Below are 22888 nucleotides of genomic sequence, written 5' to 3' on the forward strand. Positions count from 1 at the left end.
AAGCAGGAAGCATGGGCGAATTATGAGGAATAAAAATTTCAATTTCAATGTTAAATGAAATTCACACCCCGAAAATGTGATGCATTTAAAACCGCCTTACCCTAGGCCAAAGGGCAGTGAAACGGCGCTGTAACGGGTTGAACCGCCTCTATTATTGACATACAGACGCTATGCTGGCGTTGGCGTAGTCCTGAGGGAACCGCCCGCTTTGGAATGTCTGATGGCAAAAGTTGCTGTGGCCTGGTTTTTGGTCAATTCATTGAATCAGAAAGATATATGGGGATTATGGCTTTGGCTGTTATGGGATCTTTATCTCAAAATGAAATGTTTTTTCTGTAATCATATTTTATGAAAAAAATATTTGTTTATAATCGAAGCACGTTTCAAGTTGCTTATTGAATGTACAGTCCGTAACAACCCATACAAGATTTACCCCACCCGCTTTCAAGCAACGGCCAGGAAGTGGGAAGGGATAACGCTATTTGAAAGGGTGAGTAAATGGGTAAGAACAAGTTGACTATGGCACAAGCACTCGTCAAGTTTCTAGATAACCAGTATCTGCTGGTCGACGGTGTTGAAACCAAGTTCGTAAAGGGTATTTTTGCTATTTTCGGCCACGGTAACGTACTCGGCCTGGGCCAGGCGCTGGAGCAAGACTGTGGCAGCCTGCTGGTGCATCAGGGGCGTAATGAGCAGGGCATGGCGCATGCCGCCACCGGTTTTGCCAAGCAGAAGCTCCGCCAGCAGATCTATGCCTGTACTTCCTCCATCGGCCCTGGTGCAGCCAATATGATCACCGCGGCGGCCACCGCCACGGCTAACCGGATCCCTTTACTGCTGTTGCCTGGCGATGTTTATGCTTCGCGCCAGCCCGATCCGGTGTTACAGCAGATTGAGCAATCCTACGATCTCAGCATCAGCACTAACGACGCTTTCCGCGCTGTCAGCAAATACTGGGATCGCATTGTGCGCCCGGAACAGCTGATGAGCGCCTGTATCAATGCTATGCGCGTACTGACCGATCCGGCAGAAACCGGTGCCGTCACCTTATGTCTGCCGCAGGACGTGCAGGGCGAAGCCTACGATTACCCAGACTATTTCTTCCATAAGCGGCTACTCCGTCTTGAACGCCGCCCGGCAAGCGAAAGCATGCTGGCGGACGCGCTGGCATTGCTGGTAGGCAAGCGCAAACCATTGCTGATCTGCGGGGGCGGCGTGAAGTATTCGCAGGCCGGGCAGGCGCTGCAGCAGTTTGCCGAACGGTTCCATATACCCTTTGCCGAAACCCAGGCCGGGAAAGGCACGGTGCTTTCAGCTCATCCTTATAATGTTGGCGGCATTGGCGAAACTGGCTGTCTGGCGGCGAATATGTTGGCCAGGCAGGCCGATCTGGTGATTGGTATCGGTACCCGCTATAGCGATTTTACCACCTCGTCCAAATGGCTGTTCCAAAACCCGGATGTGTCCTTCCTTAACATCAACGTCAGCGCGTTTGATGCGGGCAAACTGGACGGCTTACAGCTCTTGGCGGATGCCCGTACGGCTCTGGATTCTCTCGGTACGCTGTTGGCACAGGCGGATTACCGCTCCGGCTGGCAAGAGTCCATCGCTGAGGCGCTCGAGGAGCAGCAAAAAGAAACCTCACGCGTCTATCAGGTGACCTATTCCGGGGAAGGTTTTGTGCCTGAAATCGACGATAGCCTCGATCGGGAGCGCGTATTCGCCGAATTCATTGAAAAGACCGGCTCAGTTTTAACCCAAAGCCGGGTGCTGGGGGTACTCAATCAGCATCTGCCACAGGACAGCGTCATCGTCGCCGCTGCTGGCAGCCTGCCGGGGGATTTGCAGCGTGTCTGGCAAAACCGGGGCGAACAGGGTTATCACGTTGAATACGGTTACTCCTGCATGGGCTATGAGGTCAACGCCGCGTTAGGCGTCAAGCTGGCGGAACCACAGCGTGAAGTCTACGCGATGGTTGGGGATGGGGCGTTTATGATGCTGCATTCCGAACTGGTCACCGCCATTCAGGAAGGTTGCAAAATCAACGTGGTGTTGTTTGACAACATGACGAATGGTTGCATCAACAATCTGCAGATGGGGCACGGTATGGGCAGTTACACCACCGAATTCCGCTTCCGCAACCCGCAAGGGGGCAAGCTGGATGGCAATTTTGTGCCGGTCGACTTCGCCATGCTGGCAGCCGCTTACGGTTGCAAAACCTACCGCGTAACCACCGAACAGCAACTGATTGAAGCGCTGGAAGATGCCCGTAACCAAACGGTTTCTACCCTGCTGGATATCAAAGTGCTGCCGAAAACCATGGTGCACAACTATCTCAGCTGGTGGCGCGTGGGCGGTGCCCAGGTGGCCGAAAGTGAAAAAATCATCGCAGTCGCCCGCAAGCTGCAAGAGAACATCGATAAAGCCCGCGACTACTGATAACAAACGTCTACTGTCTACGAGGATAGCGAACATGACATTGAATATTGGAGTTATTGGTACCGGAGCCATCGGCAGGGATCACATTCGCCGTTGTAGCAAAGTGCTGCAGGGCAGCCGTGTGGTGGCGGTAAATGACATCAACAAGGAAAGTGCCGCCAAGGTTGTCAGTGAACTGAAGCTGGATGCCAAGGTGTATGACAACGGCCATGATTTGATCAATTCCGCAGACGTGCAGGCGGTGCTGGTTACATCATGGGGGCCAAGCCATGAAGCGTTTGTGCTTGCCGCCATTGCCGCTGGCAAGCCGGTATTTTGTGAAAAACCGCTGGCGGTGACGGCGCAGGGTTGCAAGAACATCGTCGAAGCCGAAGCCAAACACGGCAAACGCCTGGTGCAGGTAGGCTTTATGCGCCCTTACGATCAAGGTTATCGGGCACTGAAACAGGTGCTGGCAAGCGGCCAGATCGGCGAACCGCTGATGCTGCACTGTGCCCACCGCAACCCAAGGGTGGGCGAAGCCTATACCACGGATATGGCCATTACCGACACGCTGATTCATGAGATAGACGTGCTGCGCTGGCTGCTGGATGACGATTATGTCTCGGTGCAGGTGGTGTTCCCGCGTAAAAGCACCAAGGCCTTTCCGCATCTTAGAGATCCGCAGATTGTGTTGATGGAAACGGCCAAAGGCACCCGTATCGACGTCGAAATCTTTGTGAATTGCCAATACGGTTACGACATTCAGTGCGAAGTGGTAGGGGAGAGCGGCATTGCCAAACTGCCAGAACCTTCGTCGGTGCAAATGCGCAGTGGCGCCAAGCTTTCCACCGAGATCCTGGTCGACTGGAAAGACCGGTTTATTGATGCCTATGATGTTGAGCTGCAAGCCTTTATCAACGATGTGCAGGAAGGCAGGCTAACCGGTCCTTCTGCCTGGGATGGTTATGCGGCTGCGGTAACGGCGGATGCCTGTATTGCTGCACAGCTCAGCGGCGAAGTCGTACCGATCACGTTACCTGTCCGCCCTGGTTTCTACGGTAAATAATTTCCCTGGCCAGACCGGCGAGGAAGAGGGCCGGCAGCGCCTGAATGATTGAGGCTGAAAATGAATAAAGACCACGTAAAGCTGGCTATCGCCCCGATTGGCTGGACGAATGACGATATGCCTGAGCTAGGTAAAGAAAATACGTTCCAGCAGTGCGTCAGTGAAATGGCATTGGCTGGCTTCACCGGCAGCGAGGTGGGCAGCAAATACCCACGCGACCCCAAGGTGTTGAAACCGATGCTGGATATCCGCGGCATCCAGATTTGTAATGCCTGGTTCAGCACCTATTTTGCCGATGGCCTGAAGGAAAAAACCATCGATGAATTCGTTAATCATATGAACTTCCTGCATGCCATGGGGGCGAAAGTGATTGGCTGTTCTGAGCAGAGCAAGAGCATTCAGGGCACTGCCAAGGCAGTATTTGCAGAGAAGCCTAACTTCAGTGATGAAGAGTGGCAGTGGGTGGCGCAAGGGTACAATGAGCTGGCGAAAATTGCCGCGGGCAAGGGAATGCAAGTCTGTTTGCATCACCATATGGGAACCGGTATCCAGACTACCGAAGAGATCGACCGCTATATGAGCATGGTAAATGACGATGTTTACCTGCTTTTTGATACCGGACATGCCTATTATTCTGAAGGTAGCCAACAGGCGATGCTGGCGATCCTGGAGAAATATCTGCCGCGTATCAATCATGTGCATTTGAAAGACGTGCGTGACGAAGTAGTGGCAGAGGTGAAGGCCAATAAGCTGAGTTTCCTGGATGGGGTGAAAAAAGGCACTTTCACCGTGCCTGGAGATGGCGCGATCGATTTCCGGCCAGTGTTCAAGCTGCTGGACCAACGGGGCTATAAAGGATGGATGGTGGTAGAGGCCGAGCAGGATCCGGCACTGGCCAATCCGTTTGAGTACGCAGTGAAAGCACGTTGCTATATCCGGGAAACTACCGGGCTGTAAGTCATTTTATGGGTATTGCGGTGTGTATGAGAGGGGGTGAACCTGGGATCGCCCCCTTTTGGTTTATGCGCTTTTAAAACGGCTCTATGATCCCGTTGATATTATCGCGCAATGTGTTCTCTGGTATCCGGCCTATGCCCTGAGCCTGCGCAACCTCGAAGAGGTGATGGCAGAGTGCGGCATTGTCGTTGACTGTCTATTTTTGCTAACTTCTCGGCGCTAATGTGAAAGAACCCTCCACTTGTCGTATTCGCCAGCAACTATAAGAACGGCAGCATTCTTGCACTTCGATGAACGTCCGGAGAGCGATATTCAAAATTGCCCTCATAAACTCTCGTCCTACAGATGAAGGAATTTGCCGACATCAATATAAGGACTCTCTGATTTTAACCTCCTATTAACAGGGTAATAATATAGTCCTCTTAACGCGATACATTGGTAGATTTTCTTAATCTATATTTCCTAAGAGAATTCCATTTTTTATGGATTTATAGTTTTCAACTATCAAAAACCCGCGGATAAGAAAAATTTCACGCAATATCAACACGGATAATTAATCTCTATTTCTGCTTGTTTGGTGGTGTATGACACCATTTTGTGTTGGGAACTTTCAGATTGGCATCTGTTTTTAACAAAAAACAGAGTGTGCGATTGATATTATTCTGTCGAGAGAATGCTATGTTTTTTTTAATGCCGTCATTCTGGATCTTCTGTAGATTTAAAAAAGCATGAGGCTTATCACAGACACGGAACGATGACAGAGAATACATCAAAAAAGGACAGCTTTATGGATTTATCACACTCCGTCATCTCTGATGACAATTTTTATTGCCGGTATCAATGATGTACAGACTATTAACGTTACTGTCGCTGTGGATGTTTGCCGGTGTCGCGCAGGCATGGAACTGCACCACGATGCAACCCTCTACTGTCGTGTCACCGCAGAATGTGACGATCGGACGTGACCTGCCCATTGGCTCGCTCATTGGTACCCAAATTGTCACCCCCTATCAATACGTACAATTGTGTTGACCATGAAGACGGTGTGATTGCAAGTCAAACCTTTGGCATCAAGGCTTACGGGACTTTCGATTCCATGCTCAATGGCCGCCGGATCTATAAAACCAACGTGCCGGGCGTGGGATATTCCATCAGCGGGATAACCTCACATTGTGCAGGGGGCACGGGTTTCATCTCCGGCAGCAACACCATACGTGGCCAGGCGGATACACTGAAGCTCTGTGAGAGTTCAACGGGCATGGTCGCGCCGCAGTTGGTGGGGAACCTGCTGATTGCTTATTTTAAAACCGCCTCCGTGACGGGCTCGGGGACCGTTTCCGGCGGCCCGGTTGGCGCTTTCGTACTGCTCAACAACTTGGTCATTATGGCGGAGCCGGAAGCGGTCGTCAGCATTAACGCGTTTAATATCACTTCCGCGGCTTGCACGTTGAACACCACCAACATTCCGGTCGATATGAAAGAAGTGCCGAAAAAGAATTTTAACGGCAAGAACTCCACTCCGGGAGACAACCATACGAAATCCTTCAACCTGCCCATGAACTGCGACGCCGGTATAAAAGTCAAAATAAGAATGGAGGGGGATATTTTCGATGCGGCAAAAGGTGTGGTGAACGTTGCCAGCGGCGCTGGCGCGGCGACCGGGGTTGGGATCCAACTGTTGCGCAATGATCAACCGATGCCATTGGGTGAAGATATTGAGTTGGGCTCGATTTCCACCAATGGCGCTTTTTCGGTGCCATTAAAAGCGCGGTATTACCAGACGGGAGATCATATCACTTCGGGTAAGGCCAACGGCATGATGTCTTTCACTATGACCTATCAGTGAGCGGCTTACTGGGGGAATGAGGTTTTGGGGGCTGTCGCATTAAGAGCTTGTCAGATAATAGGCTGTTTTATTTCGTTGTTATCTGACCCTGTCGGCCAGACTATCGGCTGTCTTTTTTTGCTAACGTCTTAACGCTAATGCGACAGAGCCCGTTGTAGCGTGTCGCGGTAAACGGCAGGATGCGAGATTCGCTGATACAAGGCTTCCGCATCTTTACTTTCCACGTGACGGACCACAATCTCGCCCACTTTTTCTTCTCCTCTGCGTTTACCTTTTGAATAACCACTAAAATTATCTGTTTACCTTGCCGAGCCAATTTTATTTCCAATTGGTCAAAAAAACGCTTTACAGGTGAGAATGATAATGATTATTATTGTCATGCGTTCAGAGAGAGTTTCAACCTTTGATACTGTTTTCTGAAGGCACGACATTGCTCACATTGCTTCCAGTATTTACTTAGCCAGCTCGGGTGCTGGCTTTTTTTGCCTGAATTCTGTGCCTGCCGATTAAACAAATTCCCTGCAATTCCTCTTAAAACTTCATCTAATTTTTTGAACAGAGGGGTTAGATTTTTACGCTTTCATATTCTGCTGCCAGGGCTAGACTGTAGAAAACGTTGAGGAGAGTTGAATATGATTTATTTACGTAAGGCACAAGATCGCGGTCATGCAAATCATGGTTGGCTGGACAGCTGGCACACCTTCTCATTTGCCAACTATTACGATCCAGACTTTATGGGGTTCTCGGCGCTGCGGGTGATCAACGAAGATGTGATCGATGCAGGCCAGGGCTTTGGTACTCACCCGCATAAAGACATGGAAATCCTGACCTACGTGCTTAGCGGTACGGTGGAACATCAGGACAGCATGGGCAATAAAGAACAGATTAATGCCGGTGAGTTCCAGATCATGAGCGCAGGTACTGGCGTGCGTCACTCTGAGTACAACGCCAACAGCGATCGTCCGTTGCATCTCTATCAGATCTGGATTATCCCGGATCAGGTCGGGCTGGAGCCTCGTTATGAGCAGCGTATGTTCGACGCGCCGCAGGGCCGCCAACTGGTGTTGTCCCCGGATGCCAGAGAAGGGTCGCTGAAAGTGTTCCAGGACATGACGTTGTCGCGTTGGGCGCTGAATAAAGATGAGCAGTCTGAGTATCCAATCCAGGCACAGCGCCGCATTTGGGTCCAGGTGGTGCGCGGTAACGTGACGATCAACGGGCAGAAAGCCGGTATTAGCGATGCGTTGGCGATTTGGGATGAGAGTGCATTGTCGATTCATGCCGATGAAGACAGCGAGATTTTACTGTTTGATCTGCCGCCGGTGTGATTTGCGGAGGGTAGCCAGGGCTCAGCATGCTGAGCCCTTTTTTGAGCCTGGTTGCCGTATAACCAACAATACCGGTAAGCCGTTTTTTTGTTAAACTGAGCGCCCAATCACGGTTAGCCAGTTCATTGATAATGAAGAAAAAACGGCCGGTACTTCAAGACGTCGCAGATCAGGTTGGCGTTACCAAGATGACGGTAAGCCGCTATTTGCGTAACCCAGATCAGGTTTCCGCCGCTTTGCAGCAAAAAATTGCGCTGGCGCTGGATGAACTTGGCTATATTCCCAACCGCGCGCCGGATATTCTTTCCAACGCCACCAGCCGTGCGATCGGAGTGTTATTACCTTCGCTGACCAACCAGGTTTTCGCCGAAGTGCTGCGTGGGATCGAGAGCGTGACCGATGCGCATAATTACCAGACCATGCTGGCGCACTACGGTTATTTGCCGGAGCGTGAAGAAGAGCGCCTGACGTCGCTATTTTCTTATAATATCGATGGGCTGATCCTCTCTGAACGACACCACACGCCACGTACACTGAAGATGATCGAAGTCGCGGGGATCCCGGTGGTTGAGCTGATGGACTGCGTATCGCCCTGCATCGATCTGGCGGTAGGGTTCAACAACTTTGAAGCGGCACGCCAGATGACCCAGCAAATTATCGCTCGTGGCCATCGCCACGTGGTGTACTTTGGTGCGCGTCAGGATGAGCGTACCATTATCAAGCAGCAGGGTTACGAACAGGCAATGCGTGAGTCGGGCCTTGAAACCTACAGCGTCATGACCGCACGTTCTTCTTCCTATTCTGCTGGCAGTGAAATGTTGCGTGAGGCGCAGCGGGATTACCCGCAAATCGACAGTATTTTTGCACCAACGACGATCTGGCGATCGGCGCGGCGTTTGAATGCCAGCGTCAGGGGTTGTCGATCCCGCAGGATATGGCGATTGCCGGTTTCCACGGCCATGATATCGGCCAGGTGATGGTGCCGAAGCTGGCCAGCGTTCTGACGCCGCGTGAGCATATGGGCCAGCTTGCAGCGGAGCGCCTGTTGGCACGTCTGCGTGGAGAAACCGTTTCCCCTCGCATGGTGGACGTTGGTTTTACCGTGGCACCTGGCGGCAGCATCTAAAGCTGGGCGCGGCATTGGCTGCGCCCAGGGCCATCAGCTTATGGCTTCAGTGCGGCAACACAGCGGCTGACCACCCCTTCGATATCAGTATCAATATCAACGCAAATCACGTCTTGTTCATCGGCGGCGGGTTCTTCCAGCGCGTCAAACTGGCTCTTCAGTAGCTCGGTAGGCATAAAGTGCCCGGAGCGGGCCTGCAGACGGGCCAGGATCACATCAAAGCTGCCCTTCAGATAGACAAAAACCATGTTGTCGTTATCCTGGCGCAGCAGATCGCGATAGCGGCGTTTCAGCGCCGAGCAGACAATAATCCCGGTTTCGTTTTTATGGTTCAGGCTGTATGCCGCATCGTTAAGGCGTTGTAGCCATGGGGCGCGATCATCGTCGTTCAACGGTTGCCCACTGGCCATCTTCTGGATATTGGCTCTGGGATGCAAATCATCGCCATCAATAAATTTTGCCTGGATTTCTCTTGCTACAGCCGCGCCAATCGTGGATTTACCACTGCCGGAGACGCCCATCAAGATGATGCTTTTTCCCGCCATAAGTTTGATCTCTATCTCAGAATACGAATTTTGCCTTGGTCGATGGTTCCGAATCTTATCATGTTACCGGTATCATGATACGGGTAACAAATGGAGATGTGACTGTTATCACAAAGGATAGACCAAGGGGAGAACCCTCATCTTTCGGGCTGCTACGTTGTGAGTTGTGAGCTGGTTCCATTGGGTTACCGCTGTACTCAACTGCCTATTTAAAACACCAGGATAGGGCCAAACAAAATACCCACTTTCGCCGCTGTGTTGCGAAGAGGCCAAGTGATAAAAAGAGTTGGAGAAAAATTATGCCATTAGTGATTGTTGCCGTCGGCGTAGCCATGCTACTGCTGCTGATGATCCGCTTTAAACTGAACGGCTTTATCTCGCTTATTCTGGTCGCTCTGGCGGTCGGTGTCATGCAAGGCATGCCGGTAGACAAGGTGATAAGTTCTATCAAGGCCGGTGTTGGCGGTACGCTGGGTGGCCTGGCGCTGATTATGGGCTTCGGCGCCATGCTCGGTAAGCTGCTGGCGGACTGCGGTGGTGCGCAGCGTATTGCCACCACGTTGATTGCCAAATTTGGTAAACAGCATATCCAATGGGCGATCGTGTTGACCGGTTTCACCGTCGGTTTTGCTCTGTTTTATGAAGTGGGCTTCGTGCTGTTGCTGCCGTTGGTGTTCACCATTGCGGCCTCTGCGCGTATCCCATTGTTATATGTCGGGGTGCCGATGGCCGCAGCCCTGTCTGTAACCCACGGCTTCCTGCCGCCGCACCCGGGCCCGACCGCTATCGCGACCATCTTCCATGCCGATATGGGTAAAACCCTGCTGTACGGCACTTTGCTGGCGATCCCAACGGTGATCCTGGCAGGCCCGGTCTATGCCCGCTTCCTGAAAGGGATCGATAAGCCGGTTCCGGTTGGTCTGTACAACCCGAAAACCTTTACCGAAGAAGAAATGCCAGGCTTTGGTGTCAGCGTGGCGACCGCTCTGGTGCCGGTGATCCTGATGGCGCTGCGCGCCGTGGCAGAAATGATCTTGCCCAAGGGGCATGTGTTCCTGCCTTATGCCGAGTTCTTTGGTGACCCGGTTATGGCAACGCTGATCGCGGTGCTGATTGCCATCTTCACCTTCGGCCTGAACCGTGGCCGTACTATGGATGAAGTGATGGGCACCATCAGTGACTCCATCAAAATCATTGCCATGATGCTGTTGATTATCGGCGGTGGTGGTGCATTCAAACAGGTGCTGGTAGACAGCGGTGTAGAGCAGTACATTGCGGCAATGATGCATGGCAGCAACGTTTCACCTATCCTGATGGCCTGGTCGATTGCCGCATTACTGCGTATTGCTCTGGGCTCCGCTACCGTAGCCGCTATCACTGCCGGGGGCATCGTGGCTCCGCTGATCGCCACTACCGGTGCCAGCCCTGAGCTGATGGTGATTGCAGTCGGTTCGGGCAGCGTGATTTTCTCTCACGTTAACGATCCTGGTTTTTGGTTGTTCAAGGAATACTTCAACCTGACCATTATGGAAACCATCAAATCCTGGTCCGTGCTGGAAACCATCATTTCGGTCTGTGGCCTGATTGGCTGCCTGCTGTTGGCGATGGTGATTTAAGCCTGAGCCGTGGAGCGCAGCACCGTACAGCACTATGCTGCGCTCCTGCGGTTACAGTTTCAGATAAGCCCGAATTCCGTCCAGGAACATCTGGGTAGAGAGCATCACCAGAATCAATCCCATCAACCTTTCCAATGCGCTGACGCCTTTGTTGCCCAGCAACCGCAGGAACAGGTTCGACATCAACAGGATGGCGGCAGACAACCCCCAGGCAATCAGCAATGCCCCCACCAGATGCGAAAGCTGGTTCGGGTATTGGTGCGAAAGCAGCATCAGCGTCGCCAGAATTGAAGGCCCGGCCACCAACGGAATAGCCAGTGGCACCAGAAAAGGTTCCTCACCGGCCGAAAGGCCGCTACTGCTCCCTTCCTGAGTAGGGAAAATCATCTTGATGGCGATCAGGAACAGGATAATCCCGCCGGAGATTGAAACGGTCTCGGTGCGCAGATTAAGGAAGGCCAGAATACGTTCACCGGCAAACAGGAACACCAGCATCAACAGCAGGGCGATCAGCAGCTCGCGGATCAGCACCACCCGGCGGCGGCGGGGTTCCAGATGTTTAAGTACCGACATGAAAATCGGCAGATTGCCCAGTGGATCCATGATTAAAAACAGCAACACCGTTGCCGAAATCATCTCAGTCATCATTACCTCAAAACCAGAAAAAACGAGCTAAAACCCCGGCCCATTAGATGCATTGCTTAGAATTGCCCGCCTATCGAATAAATTCACTTTGCGCCCGCGCCGACATTTTGTAAGGTGGGGAGATAGTCACATAACTTATATACCTTATGAATTTCAAGTTGCAGCTGGTGCAGGTAACAACGTTGCAGTTTGAAAGGCGACGGGTATAACTTAACTCTATCTCTTGCCCTTCCTTGAAAGGCTTTGAGTATAGTCATCCTCCAAGGCAGGACTGTAAATATGAAAAACGTTGGTTTCATTGGTTGGCGTGGCATGGTCGGCTCCGTGCTCATGCAGCGTATGGCTGAAGAGCGCGATTTTGACGCTATTCACCCGGTATTTTTCTCTACCTCACAACTTGGCGCTTCCGCTCCGGCGTTTGGCGGCAAACAAAGCACGCTGCAGGATGCCTATGATATTGAGGCGTTGAGCGCGCTCGATATCATTATTACCTGCCAGGGGGTGATTACACCAATGAAATCTATCCAAAGCTGCGTGAAAGCGGCTGGCAGGGTTACTGGATTGATGCCGCTTCTTCACTGCGTATGAAAGATGATGCGATCATTATCCTCGATCCGGTAAACCACGCAGTGATCCAGGAAGGGCTGAACAAGGGGATCAAGACCTTTGTCGGCGGCAACTGCACCGTCAGCCTGATGCTGATGTCGCTGGGCGGTCTGTTTGCCAACAATCTGGTGGAGTGGGCATCTGTTGCCACCTATCAGGCGGCATCCGGTGGTGGCGCGCGGCATATGCGTGAACTGCTGACCCAGATGGGGATGCTGCATGCCGATGTGGCAAAAGAGCTGCAGGATCCGGCTTCGGCGATCCTGGATATTGAACGTAAAGTCACAGAGGCCACCCGCTCCGGCAAACTGCCAACCGATAACTTTGGCGTTCCTTTGGCTGGCAGCCTGATCCCGTGGATCGACAAGCAGCTGGATAATGGCCAGAGCCGCGAAGAGTGGAAAGGCCAGGCGGAAACCAACAAGATCCTCAATACTTCCGGCATTATTCCGGTAGACGGTTTGTGCGTTCGCGTCGGGGCACTGCGCTGCCATAGCCAGGCATTTACCCTGAAGCTGAAGCAAGATGTACCGTTGGCGGAGATCGAGCAATTGCTGGCAGCGCATAACGACTGGGTGCGGGTGATCCCGAACGACCGTGAACTGACCATGCGCGAACTGACGCCTGCAGCCGTAACGGGCACGCTGAACACGCCAGTTGGCCGTCTGCGCAAGCTGAATATGGGGCCGGAATACCTTTCCGCCTTCACCGTGGGCGATCAGCTATTGTGGGGCGCGGCAGAACCGCTGCGCCGCATGCTGCGTATCCTGCTCTAAGCTTAAGCTAAACTTCCTGAGGGCTGATCTCTTTCAGCCCTCTAAAGCCTTGTTTTTAAAATTTTCCCCTTTCGATCTCGCTTTGGATAAAGGCGATGAAACCGGGATAAATCCCACCTATAACATGATGATATCAATTCGATAACAACCGTCATGGTTGGCCTTTCCACAAGCGTTTAGATGAAAAATTTTCCTTCTCGACAAGGCAGTGCTTTTGGCTGGTTTGTCTATGCTTACAGGGTGGGGAAATAAATTCCCATCAAGGCTGAAGATTTGCCTGAAAAACAACCATAAAGAGCGAAATTATGACCTGGGCGGTGATCGATTAATCAATTACCGACCGAAATCACGCTTTAGGTAGCAAATGAATAGCATGATGGTGCAACGGCTGCTTTTTTGCTCTACGTAGCCCTAACAGAATCAGGCTCTTAATCAAAGGAAGAATGCCATGCCTGTACTTCCCGAACGTGACGTGATTAACCAGATAATCGCCGGTCACTATGCCGATCCTTTTGCATTGCTTGGCATGCATGTTACTGAACGCGGGCTGCAGATTTGTGCGCTGTTACCAGATGCTGGCACCGTGTGGCTTATAGAGAGTAAGACAGGTAAACGTCTGGTACAGCTTAATTGCGAAGATGCCCGTGGTTTCTTCAGCGCAATCGTGCCTCGCCGTAAAACTCCTTTCCGTTATCAACTTGAAGTCAGTTGGAGCGACCACCAGCAACTGCTGGAAGATCCCTACCGATTTGGCACTTTGCTGCAGGATATCGACAGCTGGCTACTGGCCGAAGGTACCCATCTGCGGCCTTACGAGCGGTTGGGCGCGCATCCCGGCGTGCTGGATAGTGTTGAAGGTGTCAGTTTTGCCGTTTGGGCGCCGAACGCCCAGCGAGTTTCCGTGGTGGGTGAGTTCAACTTCTGGGATGGCCGGCGCCATCCGATGCGCTTGCGCCAGGAAAACGGTATTTGGGAGCTGTTTTTACCGGGCGTGAAGGCCGGGCAGTTGTATAAATATGAGATTATCGACTGCTACGGCAATATACAGCTGAAAGCCGATCCTTATGCCTTTGAAGCGCAGATGCGGCCAGAAACGGCATCTCTGATTACGCCGCTGCCAGCCGTGGTCGAAAGCACCCCTGAAAGGCGACGGGCCAATGATTTTGACCGTCCGATCGCTATCTACGAAGTGCATCTGGGTTCCTGGCGCCGCCATACCGACAATAATTTCTGGCTCAGCTATCAAGAATTGGCTGAGCAGTTGATCCCTTACGTTAAAGAAATGGGTTTTACCCATATTGAGCTGCTGCCCATCAACGAACATCCGTTCGACGGTAGCTGGGGCTATCAGCCGCTGGGTATGTATGCGCCCACGCGCCGCTTCGGCACCCCGGCAGAGTTCAAGGCATTTGTGGCCGCTGCCCACGAGGCCGGGCTGAACGTGATCCTCGACTGGGTGCCGGGGCATTTTCCCAGCGATGCCCACGGCCTGGCGAACTTCGACGGCACCGCGCTGTATGAATATGCCGATCCCCGCGAAGGATTCCATCAGGACTGGAATACGCTGATCTACAACTATGGCCGCAATGAGGTACGCAACTATCTGGCGGGCAATGCGTTTTACTGGTTGGAGCGTTTTGGTATCGACGCTTTGCGTGTCGATGCGGTGGCGTCGATGATCTATCGCGACTACAGCCGTGCCGAAGGCGAGTGGGTGCCGAATTACTATGGCGGTAATGAGAACCTGGAGGCGATTTCCTTCCTGCGTTACACCAACCAGACGCTGGGTAAAGAGCTGCCTGGGGCGGTGACGCTGGCGGAAGAGTCGACGGATTACCCGGGGGTGACTTTGCCGCCGGATGCCAACGGTTTAGGTTTCCACTACAAGTGGGACCTCGGTTGGATGCATGACACGCTAAACTATATGAAGTGCGATCCGGTGCACCGTAAATATCATCACAACCTGATGACCTTCGGCATGCTCTACGCCTATACCGAAAACTTCGTGCTGCCGATTTCCCACGACGAAGTGGTGCATGGAAAACGTTCTATCCTGGATCGGATGCCGGGTGATGCCTGGCAGAAATTCGCCAACCTGCGGGCGTACTACGGTTTTATGTGGGCGCATCCGGGCAAGAAACTGCTGTTTATGGGCAGCGAGTTTGCTCAGGGGCGTGAATGGGATTTCGACAGCAGCCTGGATTGGCACCTGGTGGAAGGGCTGGACGGCTGGCATCACGGTGTCCAGCGGTTGGTGCGCGATCTTAACCACTGTTATCAGAATAATGCACCATTGTATGAGCGCGATTATCGCCCAGACGGCTTTGAATGGCTGGTGGTAGACGATCATGAAAACTCGGTATTCGCCTTTGCCCGTTACGACTCACAGGGGAATGAATTGATCGCTATCAGCAACTTTACTCCGGTGCCTCGCCCTAATTACCGCATCGGGATTTCCCGCTCCGGTGAATATCAGGAAATCCTGAATACCGACTCGCACCACTACCACGGCAGTAATGCCGGTAATCAGGGGCGGGTGATTTCTGAACCGGTAGGCAGCCATGGCCGTGAGCATTCGATCAGCGTGATGGTCCCGCCGTTGGCCACGGTTTACCTGCGGCGGGAGGTTTGATGATAGAGCTGACGCCGGGTCTCGCCGCGCCTTTAGGGGCTTATTACGACGGCAATGGCATCAACTTTACCCTGTTTTCCGCCCATGCCACACAGGTCGAACTTTGCCTGTTTGATGCGCAGCATCGTGAGACACGCATACCGCTGCCCGCCCGCAGCGGTGATATCTGGCACGGCTATTTACCTGGGGGAGAACCGGGGCTGCGTTATGGTTTTCGGGTGCATGGCCCGTTCGAACCGCAAAAAGGCTTGCGGTTTAACGCCAATAAGCTGTTGCTCGATCCAGCGGCTCGGGCGGTAGAGGGGCCGGTTGCGGACCACCTGCATCTGCATGGGGGATATGATCAGCCGGATCCCCAGGACAGCGCCCCATTGGTGCCAAAATGCGTGGTGATCGACCAACGTTACGACTGGGAGGACGATCGGCCGCCTGCTACCCCCTGGGGACAGACTATTATTTATGAAGCACACGTTCGCGGGTTGACGCTGCTGCATCCGGATATCCCGACGGTATTGCGTGGCAGTTTTGCCGCATTGGGTCATCCGGTGATGATTGCCTATTTCAAGCGGCTGGGTATTACGGCGCTTGAATTGCTACCGGTTCAGCAGCACACCACCGAACCGCGTCTGCAGCGTCTCGGGCTGATCAATTACTGGGGATACAACGTGCTGGCGCCTTTTGCGCCGGACAATCGTTACACCAGCCTGACCACCGGCATGACCCCACTGCGTGAATTTCGCGATGCGGTAAAAGCACTGCACAAGGCGGGGATCGAAGTGATCCTGGATGTGGTGTTTAACCACAGTGCAGAGTTGGATGTTGATGGGCCAACGCTGTCGCTGCGGGGGATTGATAACCCGAGTTACTACTGGCTAACCGACAATGGTGACTACGATAACGTTACCGGCTGCGGCAATACGTTGCGGCTGGATCGGCCAGCGGGTGTCGCGTGGGTGATGGATTGTCTGCGTTTTTGGGTGCGCGAATGCCATGTCGACGGTTTCCGTTTCGATCTTGGCACTGTTTTAGGCCGCACGCCGGAGTTTGACCGCGATGCACCGCTGTTTCAGGCGATGCTGGCGGACGATACGCTGGGGCGCTGCAAACTGATTGCCGAGCCTTGGGACATTGGCCCAGGGGGTATCAGGTTGGGGCGTTTCCTGGCCGTTTTGCTGAGTGGAATGACCATTTCCGTGATGATATCCGCCGTTTCTGGCTACAGAACGAGCTGTCACTTGGCCAGTTTGCCCAGCGTTTTGCCGCCTCCAGTGAGGTATTCAACCAACGTGGGCGCGCGCCCTATGCCAGCATCAATATGCTGACGGCCCACGACGGTTTTACCCTGCAGGATGTGGTGAGTTTTAACCAGAAGCATAATCAGCCCAATGGCGAAGGAAACCGCGATGGTAGTGACCGAAACTTTAGCTTTAACCACGGTATTGAAGGCCTGATTGCTGACGATGCCGTTTTGCGACACCGCAAGGCCAGCCAGCGGGTGCTTCTTGCCACGCTGATCCTGGCTCAAGGAACACCGATGTTGCTGGCCGGTGATGAGCACGGGCATAGCCAGCAAGGTAACAACAATGCTTACTGTCAGGATAACGAAACCACTTGGCTCGACTGGGCCAAGGCGGATGACTCACTCACCGCATACACAGCCGCGCTGATCCGCTTGCGCCAGCAGATCCCTGCTCTGCAGGGCGACCGCTGGTGGCAGGAGGGGGACGGCAGCGTGCAGTGGCTGAACGCGCAGGGGCAACCGCTCAGTGCGCAAGAGTGGGAACAGGGGGGCGCTATATGCAAATCCGCCTGTCGCAACGCTGGTTGCTGGTTTTCAATGCCACGCAGCAAGCCGTTGAGATGACGTTACCCGAGGGCGATTGGCAGGTTGTAGCCCCCTTTACTCAGGACAATTCGCAGGCGGTTTTACCTGCCTGGTGCCAGGTTGCGCATTCTCTTTGCGTGCTGGTAGATAAAAATTAAAAGGAGTCAGCTATGGTTAGATTTGAAAATAAAGACCCTCTGATGTTGGCGCGCCAATTGCCGAATAAAACCGTTGCCTTGATTCTGGCAGGTGGCCGTGGCTCGCGTTTGAAAGATTTAACGTCTACCCGGGCCAAGCCCGCGGTGCACTTTGGTGGTAAGTTCCGCATCATTGATTTTGCCATGTCGAATTGCCTGAATTCAGGGATCCGCCGTATGGGCGTGATCACCCAATATCATTCTCATACCTTGGTGCAGCATATTCAGCGCGGCTGGTCGTTCCTCAACGAAGAGATGAACGAATTTGTCGATCTGCTGCCTGCCCAGCAACGCCTGAGCACCGAGCATTGGTACAAAGGCACCGCAGATGCGGTTTACCAGAACCTTGATATTATCCGCCGCTATGAAGCGGAGTACGTGGTGATCCTGGCAGGCGACCATATTTATAAAATGGATTACTCGCGCATGCTGATCGACCATGTGGAGAAGGGCGCGGAATGTACTGTCGCCTGTATTCCGGTACCGCGTAAGGAAGCCAGCGAGTTTGGGGTCATGAAGGTTGACGATAATGACCTGATCCTCGAGTTCCTTGAAAAACCGGCGGATCCACCGGCCATGCCTGGCGATCCTGATATGTCGCTGGCCAGTATGGGCATCTATATTTTCAACGCCAGCTACCTGTATAAGCTGCTGGAAGAGGACATGTCGACGCCGGGTTCCACCCATGACTTCGGTAAGGATCTGATCCCTAAAATCACTGCGCAAAAAGCTGCCTGGGCTCATCCATTTACGATTTCCTGCGTGACTTCCAATGCCGATCTTCCGCCGTATTGGCGTGACGTTGGTACGCTGGAAGCCTACTGGCGAGCCAACCTCGATCTGGCTTCGGTTACCCCAGAACTGGATATGTATGACCGCGCCTGGCCGATTCGTACCTATATGGAGCCGCTGCCGCCAGCCAAATTTGTACAGGACCGTTCCGGTAGCCACGGGATGACCATGAACTCGCTGGTTGCTGGTGGCTGTATTGTTTCCGGCTCGGTGGTGGTGCATTCGGTGCTGTTCTCGCGGGTGCGGGTGAACTCTTTCTGTACTATCGACTCTTCCATATTACTGCCAGATGTGAATATTGGCCGCTCTTGCCGTCTGCGCCGCTGCATCATTGATCGTGCCTGTCATATTCCGGAAGGGATGGTGATTGGTGAAAACGCTGAAGATGACAGCAAGCGTTTTTATCGCTCGGAAGAGGGCATTGTGTTGGTCACGCGTGAGATGTTGTCGAAACTGTAGTTATTACGCATGCCAAACCGAGGGCGCAGCCAGTGCGCCCTCTATCTCTGCAAATTAGTTTTTGCCGAATTCCAGGAGTGATAATGCAGGTTTTACACGTATGTTCTGAAATGTTTCCGCTGCTTAAAACCGGTGGGCTTGCAGACGTGGTTGGCGCATTACCGGCAGCACAAATTGCCGAGGGAGTGGACGTTCGGGTGCTGTTACCGGCTTTCCCAGACGTGCGTAATGGTATCCCGGATACCGTGTTGGTGGCCGAGATCGATTCTTTTGCCGGGCGGGTTGGCCTGCGTTACGGCACCTATCATGGGGTGGGTGTTTATCTTATCGATGCCCCCTGGCTTTATGATCGGCCGGGCAGCCCGTACCATGATCAGTCGATGAATGCTTACCCGGACAACCACCGCCGCTTTGCCTTACTGGGCTGGATGGCATGTGAGCTGGCGAAGGGGCTGGATCATTACTGGCGGCCAAAACTGGTGCATGCCCATGACTGGCATGCCGGCTTGGCCTGCGCCTACCTGGCGGCCAATGGTCACCCGGCTCGCTCGATCTTCACCGTGCACAATCTGGCCTACCAGGGGCTGTTCTCTGCTCATCATATGCAAGAGCTCTGGCTGCCGTCGTCGTTTTTGAATATCTATGGCCTGGAGTTTTATGGGCAGATGTCCTTCCTGAAGGCCGGCCTGTTTTACGCCGACCATATCACCACCGTCAGCCCAACCTATGCGCGTGAAATCACGCGGGTGGAGTTCGGTTACGGCATGGAAGGGCTGCTGCAGGAGCGCCAGCGGCAGGGCCGGTTGAGCGGTATTCTCAACGGAGTTGACGAGAAGATCTGGAACCCGGCACATGATGCGCGCCTGCCAGCGCGCTACAATGCCGATAACCTGAAAAATAAAGCCAAGAACAAAGTCCATCTGCAAAAAGCGATGGGATTGACGGTGGATGAGTCGTTGCCGCTATTTGCTGTGGTCAGCCGCCTGACCAACCAGAAAGGGTTGGATCTGGTACTGGAGGCGCTGCCAGCCTTGCTGGATCAAGGAGGTCAACTGGTGCTGTTGGGGGCCGGTGATGCGGTATTGCAGCAAGCTTTCCTGGCGGCTGCGGCCGATTATCCAGAGCAGGTCGGCGTGCAGATTGGCTACCACGATGCTTTCTCCCACCGCATTATTGGCGGAGCAGATGTGATCCTGGTGCCAAGCCGTTTCGAGCCTTGCGGGTTAACGCAGCTTTATGGCCTGAAATATGGCACTTTGCCACTGGTGCGCCGCACCGGTGGGCTGGCAGATACGGTGGTGGATTGTGCGCTGGAAAACCTGGCCGACGGAACCGCCAGTGGATTTGTGTTTGATGATTGTGATGCCGTAGCCCTGGGCAATGCCATTCGGCGTGCCCTGGTATTGTGGAGCAGGCCAAGACATTGGCATCACGTACAACGCCACGCCATGGGTCTGGATTTTGGCTGGCAAGTCGCGGCAAAGGAATATCTGTCGCTTTATCAACGCTTGTTGTAATCACGCACTTGGGATTGAATTACTATGACTTCACCGTTTAGTTACACCTCACCCACGGTCAGTGTTGAAGCGCTGAAACATTCTATCGCCTATAAACTGATGTTTATTGTCGGCAAGGATCCGGCTATCGCCACCCAGCACGACTGGCTTAATGCCGTGTTGTTTGCGGTGCGCGACAGGATGGTGGAACGCTGGTTGCGCTCTAACCGCGCTCAGCTTTCGCAAGATGTCCGTCAGGTTTATTACCTGTCGATGGAGTTTCTGCTTGGCCGCACGCTGTCGAATGCATTGTTATCCATGGGGATTTACCAGGATATTGAAGATGCGCTGGACGAAATGGGCCTGAGCCTGAGCGAATTGCTTGAAGAGGAAAACGATCCAGGCCTGGGCAATGGCGGCTTGGGCCGGTTGGCGGCCTGCTTCCTGGATTCGTTGGCGACGCTGGCACTGCCAGGGCGTGGCTACGGGATCCGTTACGAATACGGCATGTTCAAGCAGAACATGGTTAATGGCCAGCAGATGGAATCACCGGATTACTGGCTGGAGTATGGTAACCCGTGGGAGTTCCCGCGCCACAATACCCGCTATAAAGTGCGTTTTGGCGGCCGCATTCAGCAGGAAGGAGCCAAGGCCCGCTGGGTAGAGACCGAAGAGATCCTGGCGATTGCCTATGATCAGGTGATCCCTGGGTTTGATACTGACGCCACCAACACGCTGCGCTTGTGGAGCGCCCAGGCCAGTAACGAAATTAACCTGGGTAAATTCAACCAGGGCGACTATTTTGCCGCCGTAGAGGATAAAAACCACTCCGAGAACGTTTCGCGCGTGCTTTATCCCGATGACTCCACCTATTCGGGGCGGGAGTTGCGCTTGCGGCAGGAGTATTTCCTGGTTTCGGCGACCATCCAGGATATTCTCAATCGCCATTGGACGATGCACAAAACCTTCGACAATCTGGCCGACAAGATTGCCATCCACCTCAATGATACCCATCCGGTGTTGTCTATCCCCGAGCTGATGCATGTGCTGATCGACGAGCACAAATTCAGCTGGCTGGACGCTTGGGCGGTGGTGGAAAAGGTGTTCTCCTACACCAACCATACCCTGATGAGCGAAGCGCTGGAAACCTGGCCGGTCGATATGCTCGGCAAGATCCTGCCGCGCCATTTGCAGCTTATTTTCGAGATCAACGATCATTTTCTCAAGTACGTCAAACAGGTGGTCCCGGGCGATAATGCCTTGCTGGCGCGGGTATCCCTGATCGATGAAATCAATGGGCGGCGGGTACGGATGGCGTGGCTGGCCGTGGTAGCCAGCCATAAGGTGAATGGCGTATCAGCATTGCACTCCGAACTGATGGTGCAATCCCTGTTTGCCGATTTTGCCCGTATCTTCCCAGGCCGTTTCTGTAATAAAACCAACGGGGTGACACCGCGCCGCTGGCTTGGATTGGCCAACCGGCCACTGTCGAAGGTGCTGGATGACAGCATCGGCCATAACTGGCGTACCGACCTCAGCCAACTCGGCGAAATCAAACCTAATGTGGATTACCCGAGCTTCCTGCTGGCGGTTCAGGCCGCTAAACGGCAGAACAAAGAGCGGCTGGCCAGCTACATTGCCAAAAAGCTTAATGTGGTGGTCAACCCGGATGCGTTGTTCGACGTGCAGATCAAACGTATCCATGAATACAAGCGGCAGTTGCTCAACGTACTGCATGTGATCACGCGATATAACCGCTTCTTGCAGGATCCCCAAGCCAAACGCGTACCGCGCGTGGTGATTTTTGGCGGGAAAGCCGCCTCGGCCTATTATGCCGCTAAACAGATCATCCGCCTGATCAACGATGTGGCGAAGGTGATCAACAACGATCCACGGGTGCATGATGATTTGAAAGTGGTGTTTATCCCTAACTATGGGGTGAGCCTGGCACAGATGATCATTCCGGCGGCAGACCTCTCCGAACAGATCTCGCTGGCGGGGACCGAGGCGTCAGGGACCAGTAACATGAAGTTTGCGCTCAACGGTGCCTTGACCATCGGCACGCTGGACGGTGCCAACGTCGAGATGCTGGAGCATGTAGGTGAAGAGAATATCTTTATCTTCGGCAACACCGCCGAACAGGTGGAGGCGCTGCGCCGCAATGGCTACAACCCACGTCAGTATTATGAGCAGGATGAAGAACTGCATCTGGCTCTGACGCAGATCGCAACCGGTGTGTTCAGCCCTGAAGAGCCAAAGCGTTACACCAGCCTGTTTGATTCATTGGTCAATCTGGGGGATCACTACCAGTTGCTGGCGGATTATCGCAGCTATGTGGATACGCAGGACAAGGTGGATGAGGTGTATCTCAATCAGGATGATTGGACCCGGCGCGCGATATTGAATATCGCCAATATGGGCTATTTCTCTTCTGACCGCACGATCCAGGAATACGCAGACGAGATCTGGGATATCAAACCGATAAAGTTGTAATAGCCAAGGGCCGGTTACCCGGCCCTCGGATCGGCATCTCATGCTCTTCGGGCCCAGCATGC

Annotated in this window: 13 protein-coding genes and 4 pseudogenes; 14 read left to right on the top strand and 3 right to left on the bottom strand. The window is 53.4% G+C overall.

Going from position 1 to position 22888, the window contains the following annotated elements; translation table 11 throughout:
* The first annotated feature begins 498 nt into the window (after positions 1-498).
* From iolD to ACQ86O_RS06765, 4 genes and pseudogenes are all read left to right on the top strand, one after another.
* A complete protein-coding gene (gene iolD / locus ACQ86O_RS06750) occupies positions 499-2439 on the top strand; it encodes a 3D-(3,5/4)-trihydroxycyclohexane-1,2-dione acylhydrolase (decyclizing) (protein ID WP_431224610.1) in 1941 nt (646 codons plus the stop codon).
* Between the two features lie 34 nt (positions 2440-2473).
* A complete protein-coding gene (locus ACQ86O_RS06755; protein ID WP_431224611.1) occupies positions 2474-3487 on the top strand; it encodes a Gfo/Idh/MocA family protein in 1014 nt (337 codons plus the stop codon).
* 60 nt (positions 3488-3547) lie between these two features.
* On the top strand, positions 3548-4444 hold the full coding sequence (gene iolE, locus ACQ86O_RS06760; RefSeq protein ID WP_431224612.1) for a myo-inosose-2 dehydratase: 897 nt from the start codon (positions 3548-3550) through the stop codon (positions 4442-4444).
* 58 nt (positions 4445-4502) lie between these two features.
* Positions 4503-4637, top strand: a pseudogene (locus ACQ86O_RS06765) (IS6 family transposase); the annotation flags it as partial.
* Positions 4638-5250: 613 nt separating this feature from the next.
* Here the strand turns inward: ACQ86O_RS06765 and ACQ86O_RS06770 are convergent.
* The gene (locus ACQ86O_RS06770; RefSeq protein WP_431224613.1) at positions 5251-5418 is read right to left on the bottom strand and encodes a hypothetical protein; all 168 of its coding nucleotides are present in this window, start codon (positions 5416-5418) and stop codon (positions 5251-5253) included.
* A 71-nt stretch (positions 5419-5489) separates the two neighbouring features.
* Between ACQ86O_RS06770 and ACQ86O_RS06775 the strand changes: the two genes are divergently transcribed.
* The 3 genes and pseudogenes from ACQ86O_RS06775 to gntR all read left to right on the top strand — a co-directional run bounded on the left by ACQ86O_RS06775 (position 5490) and on the right by gntR (position 8744).
* Positions 5490-6290, top strand: coding sequence for a fimbrial protein (locus ACQ86O_RS06775; RefSeq protein WP_431224614.1), 801 nt, complete (start codon positions 5490-5492; stop codon positions 6288-6290).
* Positions 6291-6922: 632 nt separating this feature from the next.
* A complete protein-coding gene (locus ACQ86O_RS06780) occupies positions 6923-7618 on the top strand; it encodes a pirin family protein (RefSeq protein WP_431224615.1) in 696 nt (231 codons plus the stop codon).
* 131 nt (positions 7619-7749) lie between these two features.
* Positions 7750-8744: pseudogene (gntR, locus tag ACQ86O_RS06785) on the top strand (gluconate operon transcriptional repressor GntR).
* 38 nt (positions 8745-8782) lie between these two features.
* Here gntR and ACQ86O_RS06790 read toward each other — a convergent pair.
* Positions 8783-9289 carry a gluconokinase gene (locus ACQ86O_RS06790; RefSeq protein WP_431224616.1) on the bottom strand — a complete coding sequence of 169 codons (507 nt, stop codon included), beginning with the start codon at positions 9287-9289 and terminating at the stop codon, positions 8783-8785.
* Positions 9290-9588: 299 nt separating this feature from the next.
* Here ACQ86O_RS06790 and gntT point away from each other — a divergent pair, with 299 nt between their 5' ends.
* The gene (gene gntT / locus ACQ86O_RS06795) at positions 9589-10905 is read left to right on the top strand and encodes a gluconate transporter (protein ID WP_431224617.1); all 1317 of its coding nucleotides are present in this window, start codon (positions 9589-9591) and stop codon (positions 10903-10905) included.
* A gap of 51 nt (positions 10906-10956) precedes the next feature.
* Here gntT and ACQ86O_RS06800 read toward each other — a convergent pair whose 3' ends face one another.
* Positions 10957-11550, bottom strand: a complete 594-nt coding sequence (locus tag ACQ86O_RS06800) for a YhgN family NAAT transporter (protein WP_431225671.1) — start codon at positions 11548-11550, stop codon at positions 10957-10959.
* A gap of 279 nt (positions 11551-11829) precedes the next feature.
* Here ACQ86O_RS06800 and asd point away from each other — a divergent pair.
* From asd to glgP, 6 genes and pseudogenes are all read left to right on the top strand, one after another.
* Positions 11830-12932: pseudogene (gene asd / locus ACQ86O_RS06805) on the top strand (aspartate-semialdehyde dehydrogenase).
* Positions 12933-13380: 448 nt separating this feature from the next.
* Positions 13381-15564: a 1,4-alpha-glucan branching enzyme gene (gene glgB / locus ACQ86O_RS06810; RefSeq protein WP_431224618.1), complete on the top strand. Its 2184-nt coding sequence runs from the start codon at positions 13381-13383 to the stop codon at positions 15562-15564.
* A pseudogene (gene glgX, locus ACQ86O_RS06815) lies at positions 15564-17547 on the top strand (glycogen debranching protein GlgX). Before glgB ends, glgX begins: the two are co-directional and overlap by 1 nt.
* 12 nt (positions 17548-17559) lie before the next feature.
* The gene (gene glgC / locus ACQ86O_RS06820) at positions 17560-18837 is read left to right on the top strand and encodes a glucose-1-phosphate adenylyltransferase (RefSeq protein WP_431224619.1); all 1278 of its coding nucleotides are present in this window, start codon (positions 17560-17562) and stop codon (positions 18835-18837) included.
* A gap of 83 nt (positions 18838-18920) precedes the next feature.
* Complete coding sequence (glgA, locus tag ACQ86O_RS06825) at positions 18921-20354, top strand: glycogen synthase GlgA (RefSeq protein WP_431224620.1); 1434 nt, start codon at positions 18921-18923, stop codon at positions 20352-20354.
* Between the two features lie 24 nt (positions 20355-20378).
* Positions 20379-22826, top strand: coding sequence for a glycogen phosphorylase (gene glgP, locus ACQ86O_RS06830; protein ID WP_431224621.1), 2448 nt, complete (start codon positions 20379-20381; stop codon positions 22824-22826).
* The last annotated feature ends 62 nt before the right edge of the window (positions 22827-22888 follow it).

Origin of the sequence: Serratia sp. L9 (assembly GCF_050632285.1) — a bacterium.
Lineage (GTDB): Bacteria > Pseudomonadota > Gammaproteobacteria > Enterobacterales > Enterobacteriaceae > Chania.